Origin of the sequence: Streptomyces corchorusii, from assembly GCF_001514055.1 — a bacterium.
In the GTDB taxonomy this organism is placed as follows: Bacteria; Actinomycetota; Actinomycetes; order Streptomycetales; family Streptomycetaceae; genus Streptomyces; species Streptomyces olivaceoviridis.
Map to the genome: position 1 here is coordinate 329,205 of NZ_KQ948361.1, position 18,520 is coordinate 347,724.

An 18,520-nucleotide genomic window follows, 5' to 3' on the forward strand; every position below is an offset into this window, starting at 1 on the left:
GCCCGCCCGTCGCGCGGGGGGCGACCCGCTCGGCCGCCGCCGGCCGCCTCACGCCCCGGCCGCCCGCCCCGCTGACCCGGTCCGGCAGTCCGTCTCACCCGCCGACGGCCCGTACGCCCGCCGTCACCACCACGGCCGCCGCGACGACCAGCAGGAACGGCGCGCGCAGCACGAGTGCCACGGCCGCCGCACCGAGCCCGGCGGCCCGGGCGTCCAGCGCCAGCGCGTGCCCGTCGGCGAACGTCTGCTGGGCCGTGAGCGCGGCGAGCAGGGCGACCGGCAGCAGGGCGGCGAACCGCCGCACGTACGGCCGCTCGACGGCCTGTGCCGGGACCAGCAGGCCGGCGAGTTTGACGGCGTAGCAGCCGAGGGCGGTCACGCCGATCGCGATCCAGGTGTTCACCGGTTCTCCTCCGAGCCGTCCAGGTCCTCCTGCGGGGTACGGTCTCCGCGCCGGCCCTCCGCGAAGAGGGCCAGCGGGGCCGCCAGTGCCGCCACCAGCACCGGCACGCCGGCCGGCAGGACGGGCAGCAGACCGAGGCCCAGCAGGACGGCGAGGCCCGCGACCGCACGCTCGGTGGCCGTCTTCAGCATCGGGGCGAGCAGCGCCAGGAACACGGCCGGCCCCGCCGCGTCCAGGCCCCACGCGCGCGTGTCGCCGATCGCCCGCGCCCCCAGGGCGCCGAGCAGCGTGGTCAGGTTCCACAGCACGTACAGGCTGAGCCCGGTGACGGTGAAGCCGAGCCGCGCGGCCCGCCGGGTCGGCTGGGCCAGGGTCACCGCGGTGGTCTCGTCGATCACCCACTGCGCGGCGAACGGCCGTACCGCGCGCGGGAGGGCGAGAAGCTGGGAGAGCCGCAGTCCGTAGAAGGCGTTGCGCACGCCCAGGAAGAAGGCGCCTGCGGCGGCCGTGAACGGGTTGCCGCCGGCGGCGAGCGCCCCGACCAGCGCGAACTGGGAGGCGCCGGTGAACACCAGGAGACTGAGCGCGCAGGTCTGGAGCAGTCCGAGTCCGCTGCCGGCCGAGGTCACTCCGAAGGCGAATCCGGACAGGCCTACGGCGACGCCGACCCCGAGGGCGTCCCGTACGACGGCCGCGTCCGGCTTGTCCGCGCCGTCGGCGGTCTGGTTCGTGAGTGCTGTGTGCTGTGCCACGCCCGGGACGGTACGGGCGGCCGTCAGCCCGCGTCTTGTACGTTCTTGCGCTCTCCCGGCCCGGTGCGCTCCCCCAGCTCCGCGCGTTCACCCAAGCCGGCGCGCTCGCGCTGGTACGCGCCCGGGGGCACGCCGACGATCCGGGCGAAGTGCCGGTTGAGGTGGGGCTGGTCGGTGAAGCCGACGGCGACGGCCGCCTCGGCGGGGGACGTCCCCGCGTCCAGCAGCAGCCGCGCGTGACGCACGCGGGCGTCGGTCAGCCAGGTGTGCGGCGGCATGCCGTAGGCGTCGCGGAACGCCCGCAGCAGGGCGAACGGGCTGGTCCCGAGGTCGGCGGCCAACTGTTGCAGGGTCGGCGGTGCGGCCATCCGCTCCTCCAGCACCGCACGCGCGCGTGCCGCGATCCGCGCGCCGGCCGTCCGGGGCCGCCGCTGGGGCAGGGGGCCGCCGTTCAGCCGCAGCAGCCTGGTCACGGCGACCCGCAGGAGCGTGTCGGCGGCCAGCGCGTTGCCCTCGTCGGCGGCGCGCAGCACCTGGTGCACCAGGCGGACGGTGTAGGGGTCGTCGAGGACGGGGCTGACGAAGCCCGGCGTGCCCCGGAGGGTGGTGGTCTCGGCGGCGATCGCGGCGACCGTGTCCGGCGACGGGTACAGGGCGCCGTACCGCCAGCCCTCGGGCACTCCGGCCCGGCCGGTGTGCGGCGTGTCCGGGTTGACGAGGGCGAGCGCTCCCGCACCGGCGGAGACGTCGGAGCCCCGGTGGTGGAAGACCTCGACGCCGTCGGCGATGGCCGCGATCACGAAGTTCTCGTGGGTGTGCCGGATGAAGGTCTTGCGGATGTACCGGGCCCGCAGCAGGTCGACCCCGGGCAGCTCCGCGTACCGCCAGTGCCGTGCCCGCTCCCCTGAACCCGCCATGGGCCCATTGTCCGCCCCGGCCGCCACCCCGCCGACTCCACCGTCCCGCCCGCCACCTCGCCGACTCCAGCCGTCCCGGCCCGGCTCCGCACGGTCGGACTCGGCTCGCTCGGTCGGCCCCGGCTCTCCCCGACTCCGCGGGTCCGGCCGGCCACGGGCCCCGCCACGTCACACGCCCCGCATTCGCCCCGTTTGCCCAGGTCAGGGCGATTGTCAGTGGGTGGGTGCAGGATGGACGCATGGTCAGCTCCGCACACCGAGCCCTCGACGGCTTCTCCCCCGCGACCCGCGGCTGGTTCACGGGGGCCTTCTCCGCGCCCACCGCGGCCCAGGCGGGCGCGTGGCAGGCCATCGGGGAGGGCTCGGACGTGCTGGTGGTCGCCCCGACCGGTTCCGGCAAGACGCTGGCCGCGTTCCTCGCCGCCCTCGACCAGCTGGCCTCGACCCCGCCCCCGGCCGATCCGAAGAAGCGCTGCCGGGTGCTGTACGTGTCCCCGCTGAAGGCCCTGGCGGTCGACGTCGAGCGCAATCTGCGCAGCCCGCTGACCGGTATCCGCCAGGAGTCCGTGCGGCTGGGCCTGCCCGAGCCCGAGGTCAGGGTCGGCATCCGCTCCGGCGACACCCCGGCCGCCGAGCGCCGCGCCCTGTCCACGCGCCCGCCGGACATCCTGATCACCACCCCCGAGTCCCTGTTCCTCATGCTGACGTCGGCCACGCGCGACGCGCTCACGGGCGTGGAGACGGTGATCCTGGACGAGGTGCACGCGGTCGCGGGCACCAAGCGCGGCGCGCACCTCGCGCTCTCCCTGGAGCGGCTGGACGAGCTGCTGCCCAAGCCCGCCCGCCGGATCGGCCTGTCGGCGACCGTGCGCCCGGTGGACGAGGTGGCCCGGTATCTGTCCCCCCGCCGCAAGGTGGAGATCGTCCAGCCCGAGTCCGGCAAGGAGTTCGACCTCTCCGTGGTCGTCCCGGTCGAGGACATGGGCGAGCTGGCGGGCGCCCCGGCCGCCGACGCCTCCGAGGGCGGGGAGCGGCCGTCGATCTGGCCGCACGTGGAGGAGCGGATCGCCGACCTGGTGCAGGCCCACCGGTCCACGATCGTCTTCGCCAACTCCCGCCGTCTGGCGGAGCGGTTGTGCAACCGGCTCAACGAGATCGCGTACGAGCGCGCCACCGGCGAGACCCTGGAGGAGCACCACTCCCCCGCCCAGCTGATGGGCGGCTCCGGCGCGGCCCAGGGCGCGCCACCGGTGATCGCCCGCGCGCACCACGGTTCGGTCTCCAAGGAGCAGCGTGCCCTCGTCGAGGAGGACCTCAAGGCCGGGCGGCTGCCCGCGGTGGTGGCCACCTCCAGCCTCGAACTCGGCATCGACATGGGCGCCGTGGACCTGGTGGTGCAGGTCGAGTCCCCGCCGTCGGTCGCCTCCGGTCTCCAGCGGGTGGGCCGCGCGGGACACCAGGTCGGCGCCGTCTCCACCGGTGTCGTCTTCCCGAAGTACCGGGGCGACCTGGTCCAGGCCGCCGTGGTCACCGAGCGGATGCGCACGGGTGCGATCGAGTCGCTGAAGGTGCCCGCGAACCCGCTGGACGTGCTCGCGCAGCAGCTGGTCGCCATGACGGCGCTGGACACCTGGCAGTTCGACGACCTGCTCGCCGTGGTCCGCCGGGCGGCCCCGTTCGCCTCGCTGCCCGAGTCGGCGTTCACGGCGACGCTGGACATGCTGGCGGGCCGCTATCCGTCGGACGCGTTCGCGGAGCTGCGCCCGCGCGTGGTGTGGGACCGCGTGACCGGCGACATCACCGGCCGCCCGGGCGCCCAGCGCCTCGCCGTCACCTCTGGTGGCACGATCCCGGACCGCGGCTTGTTCGGCGTCTTCCTCGCCGGTTCCGACCCCAAGAAGGGCGGCGGCCGGGTCGGCGAGCTGGACGAGGAGATGGTCTACGAGTCGCGGGTGGGGGACGTCTTCACGCTGGGCACGAGTTCCTGGCGGATCGAGGACATCACGCGCGACCGCGTCCTCGTCTCGCCCGCGCCGGGCGTGCCGGGCCGGCTGCCCTTCTGGAAGGGCGACCAGCTGGGCCGGCCGCTGGAGCTGGGCCGCGCGGTGGGCGCGTTCCTGCGCGAGGTCGGCTCGCTGCCCAAGGACGACGCCCGGCTGCGGCTGCTGGCGGCGGGCCTGGACGCGTGGGCGGCGGACAACGTGCTGTCGTACCTGGGCGAGCAGCGCGAGGCCTGCGGTCACGTCCCGGACGACCGCACGATCGTCGTGGAGCGGTTCCGTGACGAGCTGGGCGACTGGCGGGTCGTCGTGCACTCGCCGTTCGGCGCCCAGGTCCACGCCCCCTGGGCGCTCGCCCTCGGCGCCCGCCTGTCCGAGCGGTACGGCATGGACGCGCAGGTCATGCACGCCGACGACGGCATCGTGCTGCGGCTGCCCGACGCCGACCTGATGGGCCTGGACCTGCTCGACCAGGAGCCCGTGAAGGCCGGCACCGAGTACGACAGCGACCAGGCCCCGGTCGGCGCGGCCGACGTCGCCTTCGACAAGGGCGAGGTCGACCAGATCGTCACCGACCAGGTCGGCGGCTCGGCGCTGTTCGCCTCCAGGTTCCGCGAATGCGCCGCCCGTGCCCTGCTGCTGCCGCGCCGCAATCCCGGCAAGCGCACCCCGCTGTGGCAGCAGCGCCAGCGGGCGGCGCAGCTCCTCCAGGTGGCGAGCGAGTTCGGCTCGTTCCCGATCGTCCTGGAGGCGGTCCGCGAGTGCCTCCAGGACGTCTTCGACGTCCCCGGGCTGGTCGAGCTGATGGGCGACATCGAGTCCCGCAAGGTGCGCCTGGTCGAGGTCACCACCCCGGAGCCGTCCCCGTTCGCCCGCTCCCTGCTCTTCGGGTACGTCGCCCAGTTCCTGTACGAGGGCGACTCCCCGCTGGCCGAGCGGCGCGCCGCCGCGCTGTCGCTGGACTCGCGGCTGCTGGCCGAGCTGCTGGGCCAGGCGGAGCTGCGCGAACTGCTCGACGCCGAGGTGCTGACCGAGCTGGAGCGCGAGCTCCAGTGGCTCACCGAGGACCGCCGGGTCAAGGACGTCGAGGGCGTCGCCGACGTGCTCCGGCTGCTCGGCCCGCTCACCGACGCGGAACTGGTCGCGCGCGGTGCGGACGCGCAGTGGGCGCGTGAGCTGGCCGGGGCCCGCCGGGCGATCAAGGTGCGGATCGCGGGCACCGAGCACTGGGCGGCCGTCGAGGACGCGGGCCGGCTGCGCGACGCGCTCGGCACGGCGCTGCCGGTCGGTGTCCCCGAGGCGTTCACCGAGCCGGTCAAGGACCCGCTGGGCGACCTCCTCGCGCGCTACGCCCGTACCCACGGCCCGTTCACCTCGGCCACCGCCGCGGCCCGGTTCGGCCTGGGCGTGGCGGTCACCGAGGGCGCGCTACAGCGGCTGGCCGCGGCCGGCCGGATCGTGCAGGGCGAGTTCCACCCGGCGGGCATCGGCCAGGAGTGGTGCGACGCGGCCGTGCTGCGCCGGCTGCGCCGCCGTTCCCTCGCGGCCCTGCGGCACGAGCTGGAGCCCGTGCCGCCCGCCGCGCTCGCGCAGTTCCTGCCGCAGTGGCAGCACATCGGCAAGGGCCATGGTCTGCGGGGCATCGACGGACTGGTGCGGGCCGTCGAGCAGTTGCAGGGTGCCTCCGTGCCGGCCTCCGCGCTGGAGAAGCTGGTGCTGCCCTCCCGCGTGGCGAACTACACGCCCTCGATGCTGGACGAGCTGACCGCCGCGGGCGAGGTGGTGTGGGCCGGGGCGGGCGCCCTACCCGGCAAGGACGGCTGGGTCTCCCTCTACCTGGCGGACGCGGCGCCGCTGCTGCTCCCGGCACCGCACCCGCTGGAGCTGACCGCGCTGCACCAGTCGGTCCTCGACGCCCTCTCCGGTGGCTACGGCCTGTTCTTCCGGCAGATCGCCGACCAGGTCCGGGCCACCACGCACCCCGACGTCACCGACCCCCAGCTGGCCGACGCGCTGTGGGACCTGGCCTGGTCGGGCCGGCTCACCAACGACACCCTGGCGCCGATGCGCTCCCTGCTGGGCTCGGGTCGTACGGCCGGCTCGACCGCCCATCGTGCCAAGCGTGCCGTCCCGCGCGGGCGCTACGGCTCCCTGACGGCCGCCGCGCGCACCGCCTCCCGCACCGGCCCGCCGACCGTCGCCGGCCGCTGGTCACTGCTGCCCGCCGCCGAGCCGGACGCCACCGTGCGCGCCCACGCGCTGGCCCGCACACTCCTGGACCGGCACGGTGTGGTCACCCGGGGCGCGGTCGCCGCGGAGGGAGTCGAGGGCGGCTTCTCAGCGGTGTACCGGGTGCTGTCGGCGTTCGAGGAGAGCGGTCAGGCCCGGCGCGGTTACGTGGTCGAGGGGCTGGGCGCGGCCCAGTTCGCCATGGACGGCGCGGTGGACCGCCTCCGCGCGGTGGCGAACGCCCGCGAGCGGGCGGAGGGCCTGCCGGCCCCGGCCCGCCCCCAGGGCTTCGGCATCCCTGGCGGTGCGAACGGCTTCGGCGCCCCGGCTGCCATGAACGGCTTCGCAGGGCCGGACCTCGCGAACCCGTTCGACGAGCCGGACGGTCCTGGCGGCGCCACCGGCACCCCGCACGGCCACACACCCCCCGGCGCCTTCGACGGAGCCGACGGCGGCTTCGGCCATCCCGGCCTGGACGGCGACTTCACCTGGCCCCCGGAGGATCCCTCCGGCGGCGACGGCACCCCCACGGCAGGCCGCGACCTCGCCGACCCGTTCGCCTCCCCCGGCTATGGCGGTCCCCGCGGCGGCGGCCCCGCCCACTCCGGCCCGGCCTCCTACGGCGCGGCCCCGTACCGCGGCTACGGCAGCGGTCGCCCGGGCACCGCCACGCCCGACCCCCGCGCCGTGGTCCTCGCCGCGGCCGACCCCGCGAACGCCTACGGCTCCGCGCTGCCCTGGCCGGAACCGCCGACCGGAGCCGGGCACAAGCCGGGCCGTAAGGCGGGCTCGCTGGTCGTCCTGGTGGAGGGCGAGCTCACGCTGTACATGGAGCGCGGCGGCAAGACGCTGCTGGCCTGGCCGACCGCCCCGGACACGGCCGCGACGGACGACCCCCGTCTGCGCACGGCCGCCGAGGCGCTGGCCGCGGCAGCCCGCGCGGGCTCGCTCGGCACGGTCACGGTCGAGCGGATCAACGGCACCCAGGCCCTGACCTCCCCCATAGGCACCCTCCTGGAGGCAGCCGGGTTCGTGGCAACACCGCGCGGCCTGCGCCTGAGAGCGTGAGGCCCGGTCGGCCCGGCGGCGGGGCCGACGCCGGCACGGGGGCCGATCCTGGTCCCATCAACCCGCGTCCCGCCGCCCCCGCCCCCTCTCGCCCCACCATGGCACCCTTGACCCATGCCCGAAGGTGACACGGTCTGGCAGGCCGCGCGGCGGCTGCATGAGGCTCTCGCGGGCAAGGCGCTGACCCGCAGCGACTTCCGCGTGCCGAAGTACGCCACGGTCGACCTGACCGGCCGCGGGGTGCTGAACACGATCCCGCGCGGAAAGCACATCCTCACCCGGTTCGAGGGCGGCCTCACCCTGCACACCCACCTGCGCATGGAGGGCGCGTGGAAGGTGTACGGCACGGGCGAGCGCTGGCGGGGCGGACCGGCGTACCAGATCCGGGCGGTTCTCGGCACCGCCGACCGTACGGCCGTCGGCTATCGGCTACAGGTCCTGGAGCTGCTGCGCACGACCGAGGAGGAGCGGGTCGTCGGCCACCTCGGCCCCGACCTGCTCGGCCCGGACTGGGACCCCGAGCGGGCCTTGGCCAACGTCCTGTCGGACCCGGCCCGCGAGCTCGGCGAGGCCCTGCTGGACCAGCGCAACCTGGCCGGCATCGGCAACGTCTACAAGAGCGAGCTGTGCTTCCTCCTCGGCGTCACCCCCTGGCTGCCGGCCGGGGCGCTCCCCGCGGACCGCGCCCGGCAACTACCCGCGCTGGCCAAGCGACTGCTGGAGACCAACCGCGACCGCCCGGTCCGGCAGACCACCGGCCTGCACCGGTACGACCTGTTCGTCTACGGCCGCGCGCCCCGCCCGTGCCTGCGCTGCCACACGCCCGTGCGGGTGGCCGACCAGGGCGACGGCTCCGAGGAACGCCCCACCTACTGGTGCCCCACCTGCCAGACGGGCCCCGCCCCCGCACCCGGCACACCCCAACGCTGGCGCGACAAGTACCCGCGCCGCACCCGCTGACCGTCCGGCCTGACCGTCCGACCGGCCCCAGCCCCCAGGCCGAAACCCCCTCGCCCAGGCCGCCGTACCGGCCCCGCACCGCGCACCCTGCACCTCACTTTCCGCACCCCACACCCCGCACCCCGAGCGGACCCGCCAATTGACGGTCCGTCAGAAATGCTCGTACCGTCCCCTCATGGCCCTCACCGCGTACGACCTCAGCGGACGCACCGCCTTCGTCACCGGAGCCGCGAGCGGCATCGGGCGGGCCTCCGCCGTACTGCTGGCCGAGGCGGGTGCCACGGTGCACTGTGCCGACCGGGACGCCGACGGCCTGGACGGCACGGCCGCGCTGATCGAGGAGGGCGGCGGCAAGCCCCGTATCCACGTCCTCGACGTCGCCGCCTGGGTCCGGCTGGGCGAGGCGGTCCGGTCCTGCGGCCGGCTGGACGTGCTGGCGGCGATCGCCGGGATCATGCACAGCAGTCCGGTGCTGAGACCCGTGAGGAGGATCTCGACCGGGTGCTGGACGTCAACTTCAAGGGTGTGCTCCACGCCTGCCAGGAGGCGGCGCGGCTGATGCTCGCCCACCGGACCCGCGGCAGCATCGTCACCATGGCCTCCGGCGCGGCGGACACCGGTGGCGCCGGGCTGCTCTGCTACGGCGCGGCGAAGGCGGCCGTGGTGCAGTTGGCCAAGACGCTGGCCACCGAGGCCGGCCCGCACGGCATCCGGGTCAACGCGGTCGCGCCGGGCTGGATCCGCACTCCCATGACCGACCGGCACGACCGCGAGGCGCAGGCGCACACGGAGGCCGCGATGACCCGGATGACCCCGCTGGGCCGGGTCGGCGCACCGACGACGTCGCGCACGCGGTGCTGTATCTGGCGTCGGACGCGTCGGCGTTCATGACGGGCCAGATACTTCGCCCGAACGGGGGCGGGGCGATGCCTTGGTGACGTCCCCCGCCCGCCAGGCGGCCACCCAGCGCCCCGGGTGCACGGCGCCGGTCGCGCGCCCCTTGGGCACACAGTGCACGGGCAGCAGGCTCAGCCCCCAGCCGCCGGCGGCGACGGCCCCTTCCAGCACGCCCGAGCCCTCTCCCGCGGCGAGCCGCAGCACGGCCCACCACCACACCGCTCCCAGGCCGAGCGCCAGTCCCCAGCGCACTGTCCGTCCCGCCATGCCCGCCATCACCTCCAGCCGGACGCTAGACCGCCGCCCCGACCGCGCGGGAGGCGCACCGAGGGCTCACTGATGCAGCACCGGGAGGCAAGCAGCCCGCCCGGCGTTCACGGCGGACTTCCCGCGCAGGGCACCGGCCCCGGCCGCACCGCTTACGCGTTCTCCGCCTGGAACATCCAGTGATGCTTCTCCAGGTCCGCGGTGATCCCGATGAAGATGTCCTGGGACACCGGGTCGGGCTCCCCCGTCGCCTTCACCCGCTCCCGCATCCGGGTGATCACCGAGCCCAGCGCGTCCACCATCGTCCCGACCGCGTCCGCGTCCTTGATCCACCCGGCGGGGGACGTCTTGATGCCGCTGCCGGAGGCCACCGTGCCGGCGCGTCCGTCGGGCGGTACGCCCAGCGCCGAGGCCCGCTCGGCCACCGTGTCCATATGGGTGCGGGCGGAGTCGACGACCTCGTCCAGCTGGAGGTGGACGGAGCGGAAGCGCGGACCCACGATGTTCCAGTGGATCTGCTTGGCGACCAGGGAGAGGTCCACCAGATCGACGAGGGCGCCCTGGAGCGCCTCGGACACGGTCTTCAGGTCCTCGTCGGCCAACGGGCTCTTCACGACGTACATCCGCTTCCTCCGGTGTTCAGGCGCCGTCACGTCCCTCCCACCATGACCGCACCCCACACCACCGGCAAACGGGCGCACACCGGGCGCTGAGCGCGAAGAAGCCCCGGCCGGCTCCTCAGGTCTCCCTGGAGAAGCCGGCCGGGGCTCAAGCCGTAGCGGACGGTGGCGGATCGTCACTCGTCCCGGATCGTCAGACCGCGCACGCGCACCTCACGCGGCGACGACGTCCACCGCTTCCGCGGGCGCCTTGATGGTCACCCGTTCCGGTGGCACGCCGGTCACCGACACGGAACCCAGCATCGGCCGGACCGGTGTGGGCACGGGCTCGGTGGCCCGGGCGGACTGGGCCAGTTCGGCGAGCGCCAGTTCGTCGCTCACCTCTCGCATGAGTTCCGACATCCGTACGTCCAGCGCGTCGCAGATGGCGGCGAGCAGCTCGGAGGAAGCCTCCTTCTGCCCCCGCTCCACCTCGGAGAGATAGCCGAGTGAGACTCGGGCGGACGAGGAGACTTCGCGCAGAGTACGGCCCTGGCGTTGGCGCTGCCGACGCAGCACGTCACCCAGCAGGCGACGGAGCAGAATCATCGGTGGCTCCCTCCTCGGACCGCGTAGCCGCATCCTTCTCGCCCCACCGTACCGCCTTGCGCCGCGGCCGTGCGGGGAGCGATGTCGTGTTCACTCAGGGCTGCAAACATCAAAACCCCCCGTTCCGTTCCGTATCCTGTGCCCGCTCATTCCCAGTCTGTTCGCCCGCAAGCTGCTCCAGGAGCACTGCGAGTACGCTCCGTACACTCTCCATACGAATTTCCGCACGGCTGCCGTTCAACCGCAGACCCTCGACTTTTCCGCCACCGGCAGAACCGGACCGGGCGGTGAAGGGTCCGTCGACGGCCACGAAGACCGTCCCGACGGGCTTGCCGTCCTGCGGATCGGGGCCGGCGACCCCGGTGGTCGCGATGCCCCAGTCGGCGCCCAGCGCTTTGCGGACTCCGGCTGCCATCTGGCCCGCGACCTGCGGATCCACCGCTCCGCGTTGGGCCAGCAGGGTGGCATCGACGCCCAGCAGCTGATGCTTCAGTTCGGTTGCGTAGGCGGTGATCGAGCCCCGGAACACCCGGGACGCGCCGGGTACCCCGGTGATCTCCGCCGCTACCAGGCCACCGGTCAGCGACTCCGCGACGGCAAGGGTCTCTCCCCTCACGGTCAGTAGTCGCACCAGTTCGGTGGCCCTGGAACTCACGCTTCCTTCTCCTCCAACGCTGCCGCCCGCTCGGCGATTCCCCGCCGGCGCAGCACAATGGCTTGTCTTATGTAGTCGAGGCCCGTGACGACGGTGAGGACGACCGCCGCGGCCATCACCCAGAAGCGCAGGCTGGCGAGCCACCCGGTCAGGGCCAGGACGTACATCCCGACGGCCACGCCCTGGGTGAGCGTCTTCAGCTTGCCGCCTCGGCTGGCGGGGATGACACCGTAGCGAATGACCAGAAAACGCAGCAGGGTGATGCCGAGTTCCCGGCCGAGGATGACGGCCGTCACCCACCACGGCAGATCGCCGAGGCCGGACAGGCAGATGAGCGCCGCACCCATGATCGCCTTGTCGGCGATGGGGTCGGCGATCTTCCCGAAGTCGGTGACCAGGTTGTAGGTGCGCGCCAGGTGACCGTCGAACAGATCGGTGATCATGGCGATGGCGAAGGCCGCCCAGGCCAGGGAGCGCCAGGCCGGGTCATAGCCGCCGTCGGCCAGCATCAGCGCCACGAAGCCGGGCACCAGGACGAGCCGGAGCATCGTCAGCAGATTGGCGACGTTCCAGACGCTCGCCTGGTTGACGGCCGCCGCCGCGATCTTCCCGCCGCGCGGCGGTTTGCCGCCCTCGGGAGCCGTGGCCGGAGCCGAAGCAGAACCGGAGACCTCGGACGGGGTTCCGCCGTCGGCAGCGGCGGCGGGGCCCCGTGCGCCCTGCGCGCCGGAGGAGCCGCCCGCGGCGGATGCCGGGACTCCGGTCATCTGCCCGCCTCCTCACTACACGCGAGCGAGCCGGTCAGCGGCTCGGCCACCAGGTCGACGCCTTCGGTGCCGACCACCTTCGCCTCGACCATACGTCCGACGCTCAGACCTGCGCCGCTCGTGAGGAGCACCTGGCCGTCGGTCTCCGGCGCCTGGTGCGCGCCGCGGCCGTGGACGCCCTCCTCCTCGTCCACGGACTCCACCAGGACCTGGACGGTCTCGCCGACGCGTTCCTCGGCGCGCTGCGAGACGAGTTCCTCGGCGAGCCGGGAGACGTGGGCCAGGCGCTCGGCGACGACGTCCTCGTCCAGCTTGTTGTCGTACGTCGCCGCTTCCGTGCCCTCCTCGTCCGAGTAGCCGAAGACACCGATGGCGTCCAGCCGGGCGCCGTTCAGGAAGCGCTCCAGTTCGGCCAGGTCGGACTCGGACTCGCCGGGGAAGCCGACGATGAAGTTGGAGCGCACACCGGCCTCGGGGGCCTTGCTCCGGATGGTGTCGAGCAGTTCCAGGAAGCGGTCGGTGTCGCCGAAGCGGCGCATGGCGCGCAGCACGCCGGGCGCGGAGTGCTGGAAGGACAGGTCGAAGTACGGGGCGACCTTCGGCGTGGAGGTCAGGACGTCGATGAGTCCCGGGCGCATCTCGGCCGGCTGGAGGTAGCTCACCCGCACCCGCTCGATGCCGTCGACCTCGGCCAGCTCCGGCAGCAGGGACTCCAGCAGGCGGATGTCGCCGAGGTCCTTGCCGTAGGAGGTGTTGTTCTCGGAGACCAGCATGATCTCCTTCACGCCCTGCTCGGCCAGCCAGCGGGTCTCGTTCAGGACGTCGCTGGGGCGGCGGGAGATGAAGGAGCCGCGGAAGGAGGGGATGGCGCAGAAGGAGCAGCGCCGGTCGCAGCCCGAGGCGAGCTTGACCGAGGCGACCGGGGAGCCGTCGAGACGGCGGCGCAGCGGCGCACGGGGGCCCGAGGCGGGCGCGACGCCCTCCGGGAGGTCGGCCGGGCCGTGCCCGGGCAGCGCGACGGACGCTGCCGACTCCTGGCGCTCGGCGGGGCTGATCGGCAGCAGCTTGCGCCGGTCGCGGGGGGTGTGGGCGGCGTGGATGCCGCCGGAGAGGATGGTCTGGAGGCGGTCGGAGATGTTCGTGTAGTCGTCGAAGCCGAGGACACCGTCGGCCTCGGGCAGCGCCTCGGCCAGTTCCTTGCCGTACCGCTCGGCCATGCAGCCCACCGCCACGACGGCCTGGGTTCTGCCGTGGCTCTTGAGGTCGTTGGCCTCCAGCAGCGCGTCGACGGAGTCCTTCTTGGCGGCCTCCACGAAGCCACAGGTGTTGACCACGGCGACGTCGGCGTCCGCGGCGTCCTCGACGAGCTGCCAGCCGTCCGCCTCCAAACGGCCTGCGAGCTCCTCGGAATCCACCTCGTTACGAGCGCAGCCGAGAGTGACGAGTGCGACGGTACGGCGTTCAGGCATGGGCTCAAGACTACTTCGTCTCACGGACAGCCCACGTCGACGGGGTTGGCCGATCGTGGCCGACTCCGTCACACGTCCGTCCCGCGGGCCCCTCGTCAGCCCGCGACCGGGTCGCCCTTCGTGTAGGTGAGGCGCTCCACGGCGCCGGGCCGGAAGGTGTCCTCGATCTTCTTGCCGTTGACGTACAGCTCGATCGCTCCGGCGTCGCCGAGGATCAGGTTGATCTTGGAGCTGTCCTGGAAGGTCTTGGACTCGCCCTTCTTCAGCAGCCCGTCGTAGAGCATCCGGCCGTTGTGGTCCTTGGCCGAGATCCAGCTGCGTCCGTTGGGCGCGCTGACCTGGACGGTGACCTTGTCCTGGGGCGCGGCGGCGATGGCGCTGTCGGAGGGCTCGCCGGTCGGTGTGGCGGGCTTGTCCTTCTTCGGCGTGGGCGAGGCGGACTTGCCGGGCGTGGGGCTCTGGCCCTCGGCGACCTGCGACTTGGCGTCGCCGGAGGCTCCGCCGCCCTTGAAGGCGGTGAACCCGACGAAGCCGATCACGACGACGATCGCGGCGACCATCGCGGCGGTCCAGTTCGGGCCGCGCCGCTCCGGCCGGATCCGCTCCGCCTCGAACAGGGGTGCGGCGGGGGTTGGTGCGGGCCGGCCGCCGTGCTCGGCGTCGTACTGCGCGATCAGCGGCTCGGGGTCGAGGTGGACGGCCCTGGCCAGCGTGCGGATGTGCCCGCGGGCGTACACATCGCCGCCGCAGGGGGCGAAGTCGTCCGCCTCGATGGCGCGCACGATGGCGATTCGGACACGAGTGGCAGTGCTGACGTCGTCCACGGTGAGCCCGGCCGCGATCCGCGCCTGCTGGAGGGCGCGGCCCACGGAGGGTCGGGCTTCCTGGGACTCGTCTCGGAACGGACGCTCGTCTTCAGGGGAGTTGCCGATGGACACGGGGGCGCCTTTCGAGCGTGTAGCCACCTGTGCTGGAAGCTCAGTCTAGGGGGGGTGCGAAAGGGTGGGACAACCGGACGGTAGGACATTTGTGCGCCATCGGAATGGCCGGACTATCCGATGGTTTGACAGGCTGGTACCCCATGATGGGGCGCCTACCTGTCCTTTCGCTCAACTGGACGTACGACAAAGGGGAACGGTTGCCCACCGGTCGCTAACGGGTGGGTCACGGCGCCCCCGCCACCCGGCGTAACCCGCGTCCGCCGAACGGCCCTTCGCACCTCACCCCTCAGACTCCCCGCGGATCACGGCGAGCACACCGTCCAGCTCGTCGGGCTTCACCAGAACGTCACGCGCCTTGGAGCCCTCGCTCGGCCCCACGATGTTGCGGGACTCCATGAGGTCCATGAGCCGTCCGGCCTTGGCGAAGCCGACGCGCAGCTTGCGCTGGAGCATCGACGTCGAGCCGAACTGGGTGGAGACGACCAGCTCGGCCGCCTGGCACAGCAGGTCGAGGTCGTCGCCGATGTCCTCGTCGATCTCCTTCTTCTGCTTGGTGCCCACGGTGACGTCGTCCCGGAAGACCGGCGCCATCTGCTCCTTGCAGTGCCGGACGACGGCCGCGACCTCCTCCTCGGTCACGAACGCGCCCTGCATACGCGTGGGCTTGTTCGCGCCCATCGGCAGGAACAGGCCGTCGCCCTTGCCGATCAGCTTCTCGGCGCCGGGCTGGTCGAGGATGACCCGGGAGTCGGCGAGCGAGGAGGTGGCGAAGGCCAGCCGGGAGGGCACGTTGGCCTTGATCAGACCGGTGACCACGTCGACCGAGGGGCGCTGGGTGGCGAGCACCAGGTGGATGCCGGCCGCGCGCGCGAGCTGTGTGATGCGCACGATCGCGTCCTCCACGTCCCGCGGCGCGACCATCATGAGGTCGGCCAGCTCGTCCACGATCACCAGCAGGTACGGGTACGGCTGCAACTCGCGCTCGCTGCCCTCGGGCGGCTTGGCCTTGCCCTCGCGCACCGCGCGGTTGAAGTCGTCGATGTGCCGGTATCCGTAGGCGGCCAGGTCGTCGTAGCGGAGGTCCATCTCGCGGACCACCCATTGCAGCGCCTCGGCGGCCCGCTTGGGGTTGGTGATGATCGGCGTGATCAGGTGCGGGATGCCCTCGTAGGCGGTCAGCTCCACGCGCTTGGGGTCGACCAGGATCATCCGGACGTCCTCCGGGGTCGCCCGCATCATCACCGAGGTGATCAGGCAGTTGATGCAGGACGACTTGCCGGAGCCGGTGGCGCCGGCGACCAGCATGTGCGGCATCTTCGCCAGCGAGTGCATGACGTACCCGCCCTCGACGTCCTTGCCGAAGGCGACCAGCATCGGGTCGTCGTCCTCCGCCGACTCCGCGAGCCGCAGCACGTCACCGAGGTTGACCATCTCCCGGTCGGTGTTCGGGATCTCGATGCCGACCGCGGACTTGCCGGGGATCGGGCTGATGATCCGCACGTCCGGGCTGGCCACCGCGTAGGCGATGTTCTTGGTCAGCGCGGTGATCCGCTCGACCTTCACGGCGGGGCCGAGTTCGACCTCGTAGCGGGTGACCGTCGGGCCGCGGGTGAAGCCGGTGACGCGCGCGTCGACCTTGAACTCGGTGAAGACCTGGGTGAGCGAGGCGACGACGGCGTCGTTGGCCGCGCTGCGGGCCTTGCCGGGGCCGCCGCGCTGGAGCAGGTCCAGCGAGGGCAGCGCGTAGGTGATGTCGCCGGACAGCTGGAGCTGCTCCGCGCGCGCGGGCAGGTCGCGGGGTTCCTCCGGGGCCTTCTTGGTCAGGTCCGGGACGGAGCCGGTCGTCAGCTTCTCCTGCTGGGGGCGGGCCGCCGGGACCGGCTTGGGGGCAGGAGCGGGGTCCTGCTCGTCGGCGGGCGCCGGCGCGGGCACCGGGGTGGTGTCCTCGCGTTCGCCCGCGCTCACCCCCTGGGTGAGGTCGGCGACGAGCGGGGACGGCGGCATGCCGTGCAGGACGGCGCCGTCGAGCGCGGCGGCAGCCGCCGCCGCGACGTCCACGGCGTCCATCTGCCGCTGCGGGTCCGGCTGGGGCACCGCGGAGCGCCTGGGGCGCCCGCGGCGCTGCGAGAGGGCGTCCTCCTCGGCGCTGTCGGGGTCGTACGCCTGCGGGGCGGCGGAGCGTCGGCGGGGGCGCGCGGGCGTCGCCTCGCGCCACTGCTCGTCGTAGTACTCCTCCCCGAACCGGTCCTCCTCCGGATCGCGCAGCAGGCCCAGGTGCACGCCGAGCGTCCGCAGCCGCTGCGGGATGGCGTTGACCGGGGTGGCGGTCACCACGAGCAGTCCGAAGACGGTCAGCAGCACCAGCAGCGGTACGGCGAGCACCTCGGTCATGGTGTACGTCAGCGGGGTGGCGGCTGCCCAGCCGATGAGACCGCCGGCGTCCCTTATGCCCTGCATGCCGTCGCTGCGCGCGGGCGAGCCGCAGGCGATGTGGACCTGGCCGAGCACGCCGACGACGAGCGCGGACAGGCCGATCACGATCCGCCCGTTGGCCTCCGGCTGTTCCGGGTGCCGGATGAACCGGACGGCGATCACCGCGAGCAGTATCGGCACCAGCAGGTCGAGCCGGCCGAAGGCGCCGGTGACCAGGATCTCGACCAGGTCGCCGACGGGGCCGCGCAGGTCCGCCCAGGTGCCGGCGGCGACGATCAGGGCGATGCCGAGCAGCAGCAGCGCGATGCCGTCCTTGCGGTGGGCCGGGTCGAGGTTCTTCGCGCCCTGCCCTATGCCGCGGAAGACGGCGCCGACGGCGTGCGCCAGGCCGAGCCAGAGGGCGCGCACGAGCCGGTACAGGCCCCCGGCAGGCGCGGGCGCCGGCTTGGCGGGCACGGCCTTCCTCGCCGGGGCCTTCTTGGCGGGCGCCTTCCTGGCCGGGGCTTTCCTCGGGGCGGCCTTCTTCGTCGGAGCCTTCGCGGGAGCCGCCGCCTTCTTGGCGGGCTGCTTCTTGGCTGCGGAGGGACGTGAGGCCATGGTGTGAGGTTACCGGGGGAGACGACAGCGGACACGTGTGCCCACAGCTTCACCCGTTCGTGTCGTGCCTGCCGGGGCCCGGAACTGACGCACACTCATCCGTGACCTCGGTTCCGGTGCGCGTCGGTTCCGCCTGTACGTCAGTTCTGCGAGGGCACCGAGGCACCGGCGCCGCCCGCGCCCGGCTCCAGGGCGTCGAGCGCACGGCGCAACCCGGTGAGTTTGCGCTCCAGATGGGCCGCCGTGGCCACCGCGGCGGCGTCCGCGGAGTCGTCGTCCAGCTGCTTGGACAGCGCCTCCGCCTGCTCCTCGACGGCCGCGAGCCGCGCGGACAGCTCGGCGAGGAGCCCGGCCGGCTCCTTGCCGGCGGCTTCGCCCTTGGCGCCGCCCTCCAACTGGAGCCGCAGCAGCGCCGCCTGCTCCCGCAGCTGGCAGTTCTTCATGTACAGCTCGACGAAGACCGAGACCTTCGCACGCAGCACCCACGGGTCGAACGGCTTGCTGATGTAGTCCACCGCGCCCGCCGCGTAGCCCCGGAAGGTGTGGTGCGGGCCGTGGTTGATCGCCGTGAGGAAGATGATCGGGATGTCCCGGGTGCGCTCGCGCCGCTTGATGTGCGCGGCGGTCTCGAACCCGTCCATGCCCGGCATCTGGACATCCAGCAGAATGACCGCGAAATCGTCCGTGAGCAGCGCTTTGAGCGCTTCCTCCCCGCTCGATGCCCGCACCAGCGTCTGATCGAGCGCAGAGAGGATGGCCTCCAGCGCCAGCAGATTCTCCGGCCGGTCATCGACCAGGAGGATCTTGGCCTTCTGCACCATGGCCCGCCCTCCTCGCCCCGGCGGTACACCGGGCGCCGCCCCAGGGGACGACTCCCTTTCGCCGCCCGTCCTTGTGCCGGTCATCGTAGCCGCACCCCGCCCGTCGCCACACCCTGTCACCGCGATGTCACTGTGC

The 18,520-nt window shown here is 73.3% G+C and carries 14 protein-coding genes and 1 pseudogene; 3 read left to right on the forward strand and 12 right to left on the reverse strand.

Features of this window, described 5'->3' with window-relative positions:
• Window positions 1–94 precede the first annotated feature (94 nt).
• From AQJ11_RS28635 to AQJ11_RS28645, 3 genes are read right to left on the reverse strand one after another with little or no spacing between them, the layout of a single operon-like run.
• Complete coding sequence (locus AQJ11_RS28635; protein ID WP_059265074.1) at window positions 95–403, reverse strand: AzlD domain-containing protein; 309 nt, start codon at window positions 401–403, stop codon at window positions 95–97.
• Complete coding sequence (locus AQJ11_RS28640) at window positions 400–1,155, reverse strand: AzlC family ABC transporter permease (RefSeq protein ID WP_059265075.1); 756 nt, start codon at window positions 1,153–1,155, stop codon at window positions 400–402. The genes AQJ11_RS28635 and AQJ11_RS28640 overlap by 4 nt, the downstream gene beginning before the upstream one ends.
• Window positions 1,156–1,178: 23 nt before the next feature.
• On the reverse strand, window positions 1,179–2,072 hold the full coding sequence (locus tag AQJ11_RS28645) for an AraC family transcriptional regulator (RefSeq protein ID WP_059265076.1): 894 nt from the start codon (window positions 2,070–2,072) through the stop codon (window positions 1,179–1,181).
• Between the two features lie 239 nt (window positions 2,073–2,311).
• Here AQJ11_RS28645 and AQJ11_RS28650 point away from each other — a divergent pair, with 239 nt between their 5' ends.
• From AQJ11_RS28650 to AQJ11_RS28660, 3 genes and pseudogenes are all read left to right on the forward strand, one after another.
• Window positions 2,312–7,369 carry an ATP-dependent helicase gene (locus tag AQJ11_RS28650; protein WP_059265077.1) on the forward strand — a complete coding sequence of 1,686 codons (5,058 nt, stop codon included), beginning with the start codon at window positions 2,312–2,314 and terminating at the stop codon, window positions 7,367–7,369.
• Between the two features lie 114 nt (window positions 7,370–7,483).
• A complete protein-coding gene (locus tag AQJ11_RS28655) occupies window positions 7,484–8,329 on the forward strand; it encodes an Fpg/Nei family DNA glycosylase (protein ID WP_058082135.1) in 846 nt (281 codons plus the stop codon).
• 175 nt (window positions 8,330–8,504) lie between these two features.
• Window positions 8,505–9,267 (forward strand): annotated as a pseudogene (locus AQJ11_RS28660) (SDR family NAD(P)-dependent oxidoreductase).
• Here the strand turns inward: AQJ11_RS28660 and AQJ11_RS28665 are convergent.
• The 9 genes from AQJ11_RS28665 to AQJ11_RS28710 form a co-directional block, all read right to left on the reverse strand.
• Complete coding sequence (locus AQJ11_RS28665; protein ID WP_059265098.1) at window positions 9,215–9,493, reverse strand: hypothetical protein; 279 nt, start codon at window positions 9,491–9,493, stop codon at window positions 9,215–9,217. The pseudogene AQJ11_RS28660 and the gene AQJ11_RS28665 overlap by 53 nt on opposite strands.
• A 152-nt stretch (window positions 9,494–9,645) precedes the next feature.
• Window positions 9,646–10,116 (reverse strand): Dps family protein, encoded by a 471-nt coding sequence (locus tag AQJ11_RS28670; RefSeq protein ID WP_014675398.1) that lies wholly within the window; start codon window positions 10,114–10,116, stop codon window positions 9,646–9,648.
• 210 nt (window positions 10,117–10,326) lie between these two features.
• Window positions 10,327–10,701 (reverse strand): helix-turn-helix domain-containing protein, encoded by a 375-nt coding sequence (locus AQJ11_RS28675; RefSeq protein ID WP_014675397.1) that lies wholly within the window; start codon window positions 10,699–10,701, stop codon window positions 10,327–10,329.
• Between the two features lie 109 nt (window positions 10,702–10,810).
• On the reverse strand, window positions 10,811–11,356 hold the full coding sequence (locus AQJ11_RS28680) for a CinA family protein (protein WP_041665524.1): 546 nt from the start codon (window positions 11,354–11,356) through the stop codon (window positions 10,811–10,813).
• Window positions 11,353–12,123 carry a CDP-diacylglycerol--glycerol-3-phosphate 3-phosphatidyltransferase gene (gene pgsA, locus AQJ11_RS28685; protein WP_059265078.1) on the reverse strand — a complete coding sequence of 257 codons (771 nt, stop codon included), beginning with the start codon at window positions 12,121–12,123 and terminating at the stop codon, window positions 11,353–11,355. The genes AQJ11_RS28680 and pgsA overlap by 4 nt, the downstream gene beginning before the upstream one ends.
• Entirely contained in the window at window positions 12,120–13,592 is a 1,473-nt protein-coding gene (rimO, locus tag AQJ11_RS28690; protein WP_078611831.1) for a 30S ribosomal protein S12 methylthiotransferase RimO, read from the reverse strand. Before rimO ends, pgsA begins: the two co-directional genes overlap by 4 nt.
• Before the next feature lie 95 nt (window positions 13,593–13,687).
• Window positions 13,688–14,530 (reverse strand): helix-turn-helix domain-containing protein, encoded by an 843-nt coding sequence (locus tag AQJ11_RS28695; RefSeq protein WP_058082131.1) that lies wholly within the window; start codon window positions 14,528–14,530, stop codon window positions 13,688–13,690.
• Between the two features lie 282 nt (window positions 14,531–14,812).
• The gene (locus AQJ11_RS28700) at window positions 14,813–17,563 is read right to left on the reverse strand and encodes a DNA translocase FtsK (protein ID WP_208616634.1); all 2,751 of its coding nucleotides are present in this window, start codon (window positions 17,561–17,563) and stop codon (window positions 14,813–14,815) included.
• Between the two features lie 140 nt (window positions 17,564–17,703).
• The gene (locus AQJ11_RS28710) at window positions 17,704–18,384 is read right to left on the reverse strand and encodes a response regulator (protein WP_014675391.1); all 681 of its coding nucleotides are present in this window, start codon (window positions 18,382–18,384) and stop codon (window positions 17,704–17,706) included.
• Between the last annotated feature and the right edge of the window lie 136 nt (window positions 18,385–18,520).

Coding starts and splice junctions, on each gene's coding strand:
- AQJ11_RS28675 (WP_014675397.1), bottom strand. CDS start 10,701: ATGATTCTGCTCCGTCGCCTGCTGGGTGACGTGCTGCGTCGGCAGCGC.
- AQJ11_RS28650 (WP_059265077.1), top strand. CDS start 2,312: ATGGTCAGCTCCGCACACCGAGCCCTCGACGGCTTCTCCCCCGCGACC.
- AQJ11_RS28670 (WP_014675398.1), bottom strand. CDS start 10,116: ATGTACGTCGTGAAGAGCCCGTTGGCCGACGAGGACCTGAAGACCGTG.
- AQJ11_RS28645 (WP_059265076.1), bottom strand. CDS start 2,072: ATGGCGGGTTCAGGGGAGCGGGCACGGCACTGGCGGTACGCGGAGCTG.
- rimO (WP_078611831.1), bottom strand. CDS start 13,592: ATGCCTGAACGCCGTACCGTCGCACTCGTCACTCTCGGCTGCGCTCGT.
- pgsA (WP_059265078.1), bottom strand. CDS start 12,123: ATGACCGGAGTCCCGGCATCCGCCGCGGGCGGCTCCTCCGGCGCGCAG.
- AQJ11_RS28655 (WP_058082135.1), top strand. CDS start 7,484: ATGCCCGAAGGTGACACGGTCTGGCAGGCCGCGCGGCGGCTGCATGAG.
- AQJ11_RS28665 (WP_059265098.1), bottom strand. CDS start 9,493: ATGGCGGGACGGACAGTGCGCTGGGGACTGGCGCTCGGCCTGGGAGCG.
- AQJ11_RS28710 (WP_014675391.1), bottom strand. CDS start 18,384: ATGGTGCAGAAGGCCAAGATCCTCCTGGTCGATGACCGGCCGGAGAAT.
- AQJ11_RS28700 (WP_208616634.1), bottom strand. CDS start 17,563: ATGGCCTCACGTCCCTCCGCAGCCAAGAAGCAGCCCGCCAAGAAGGCG.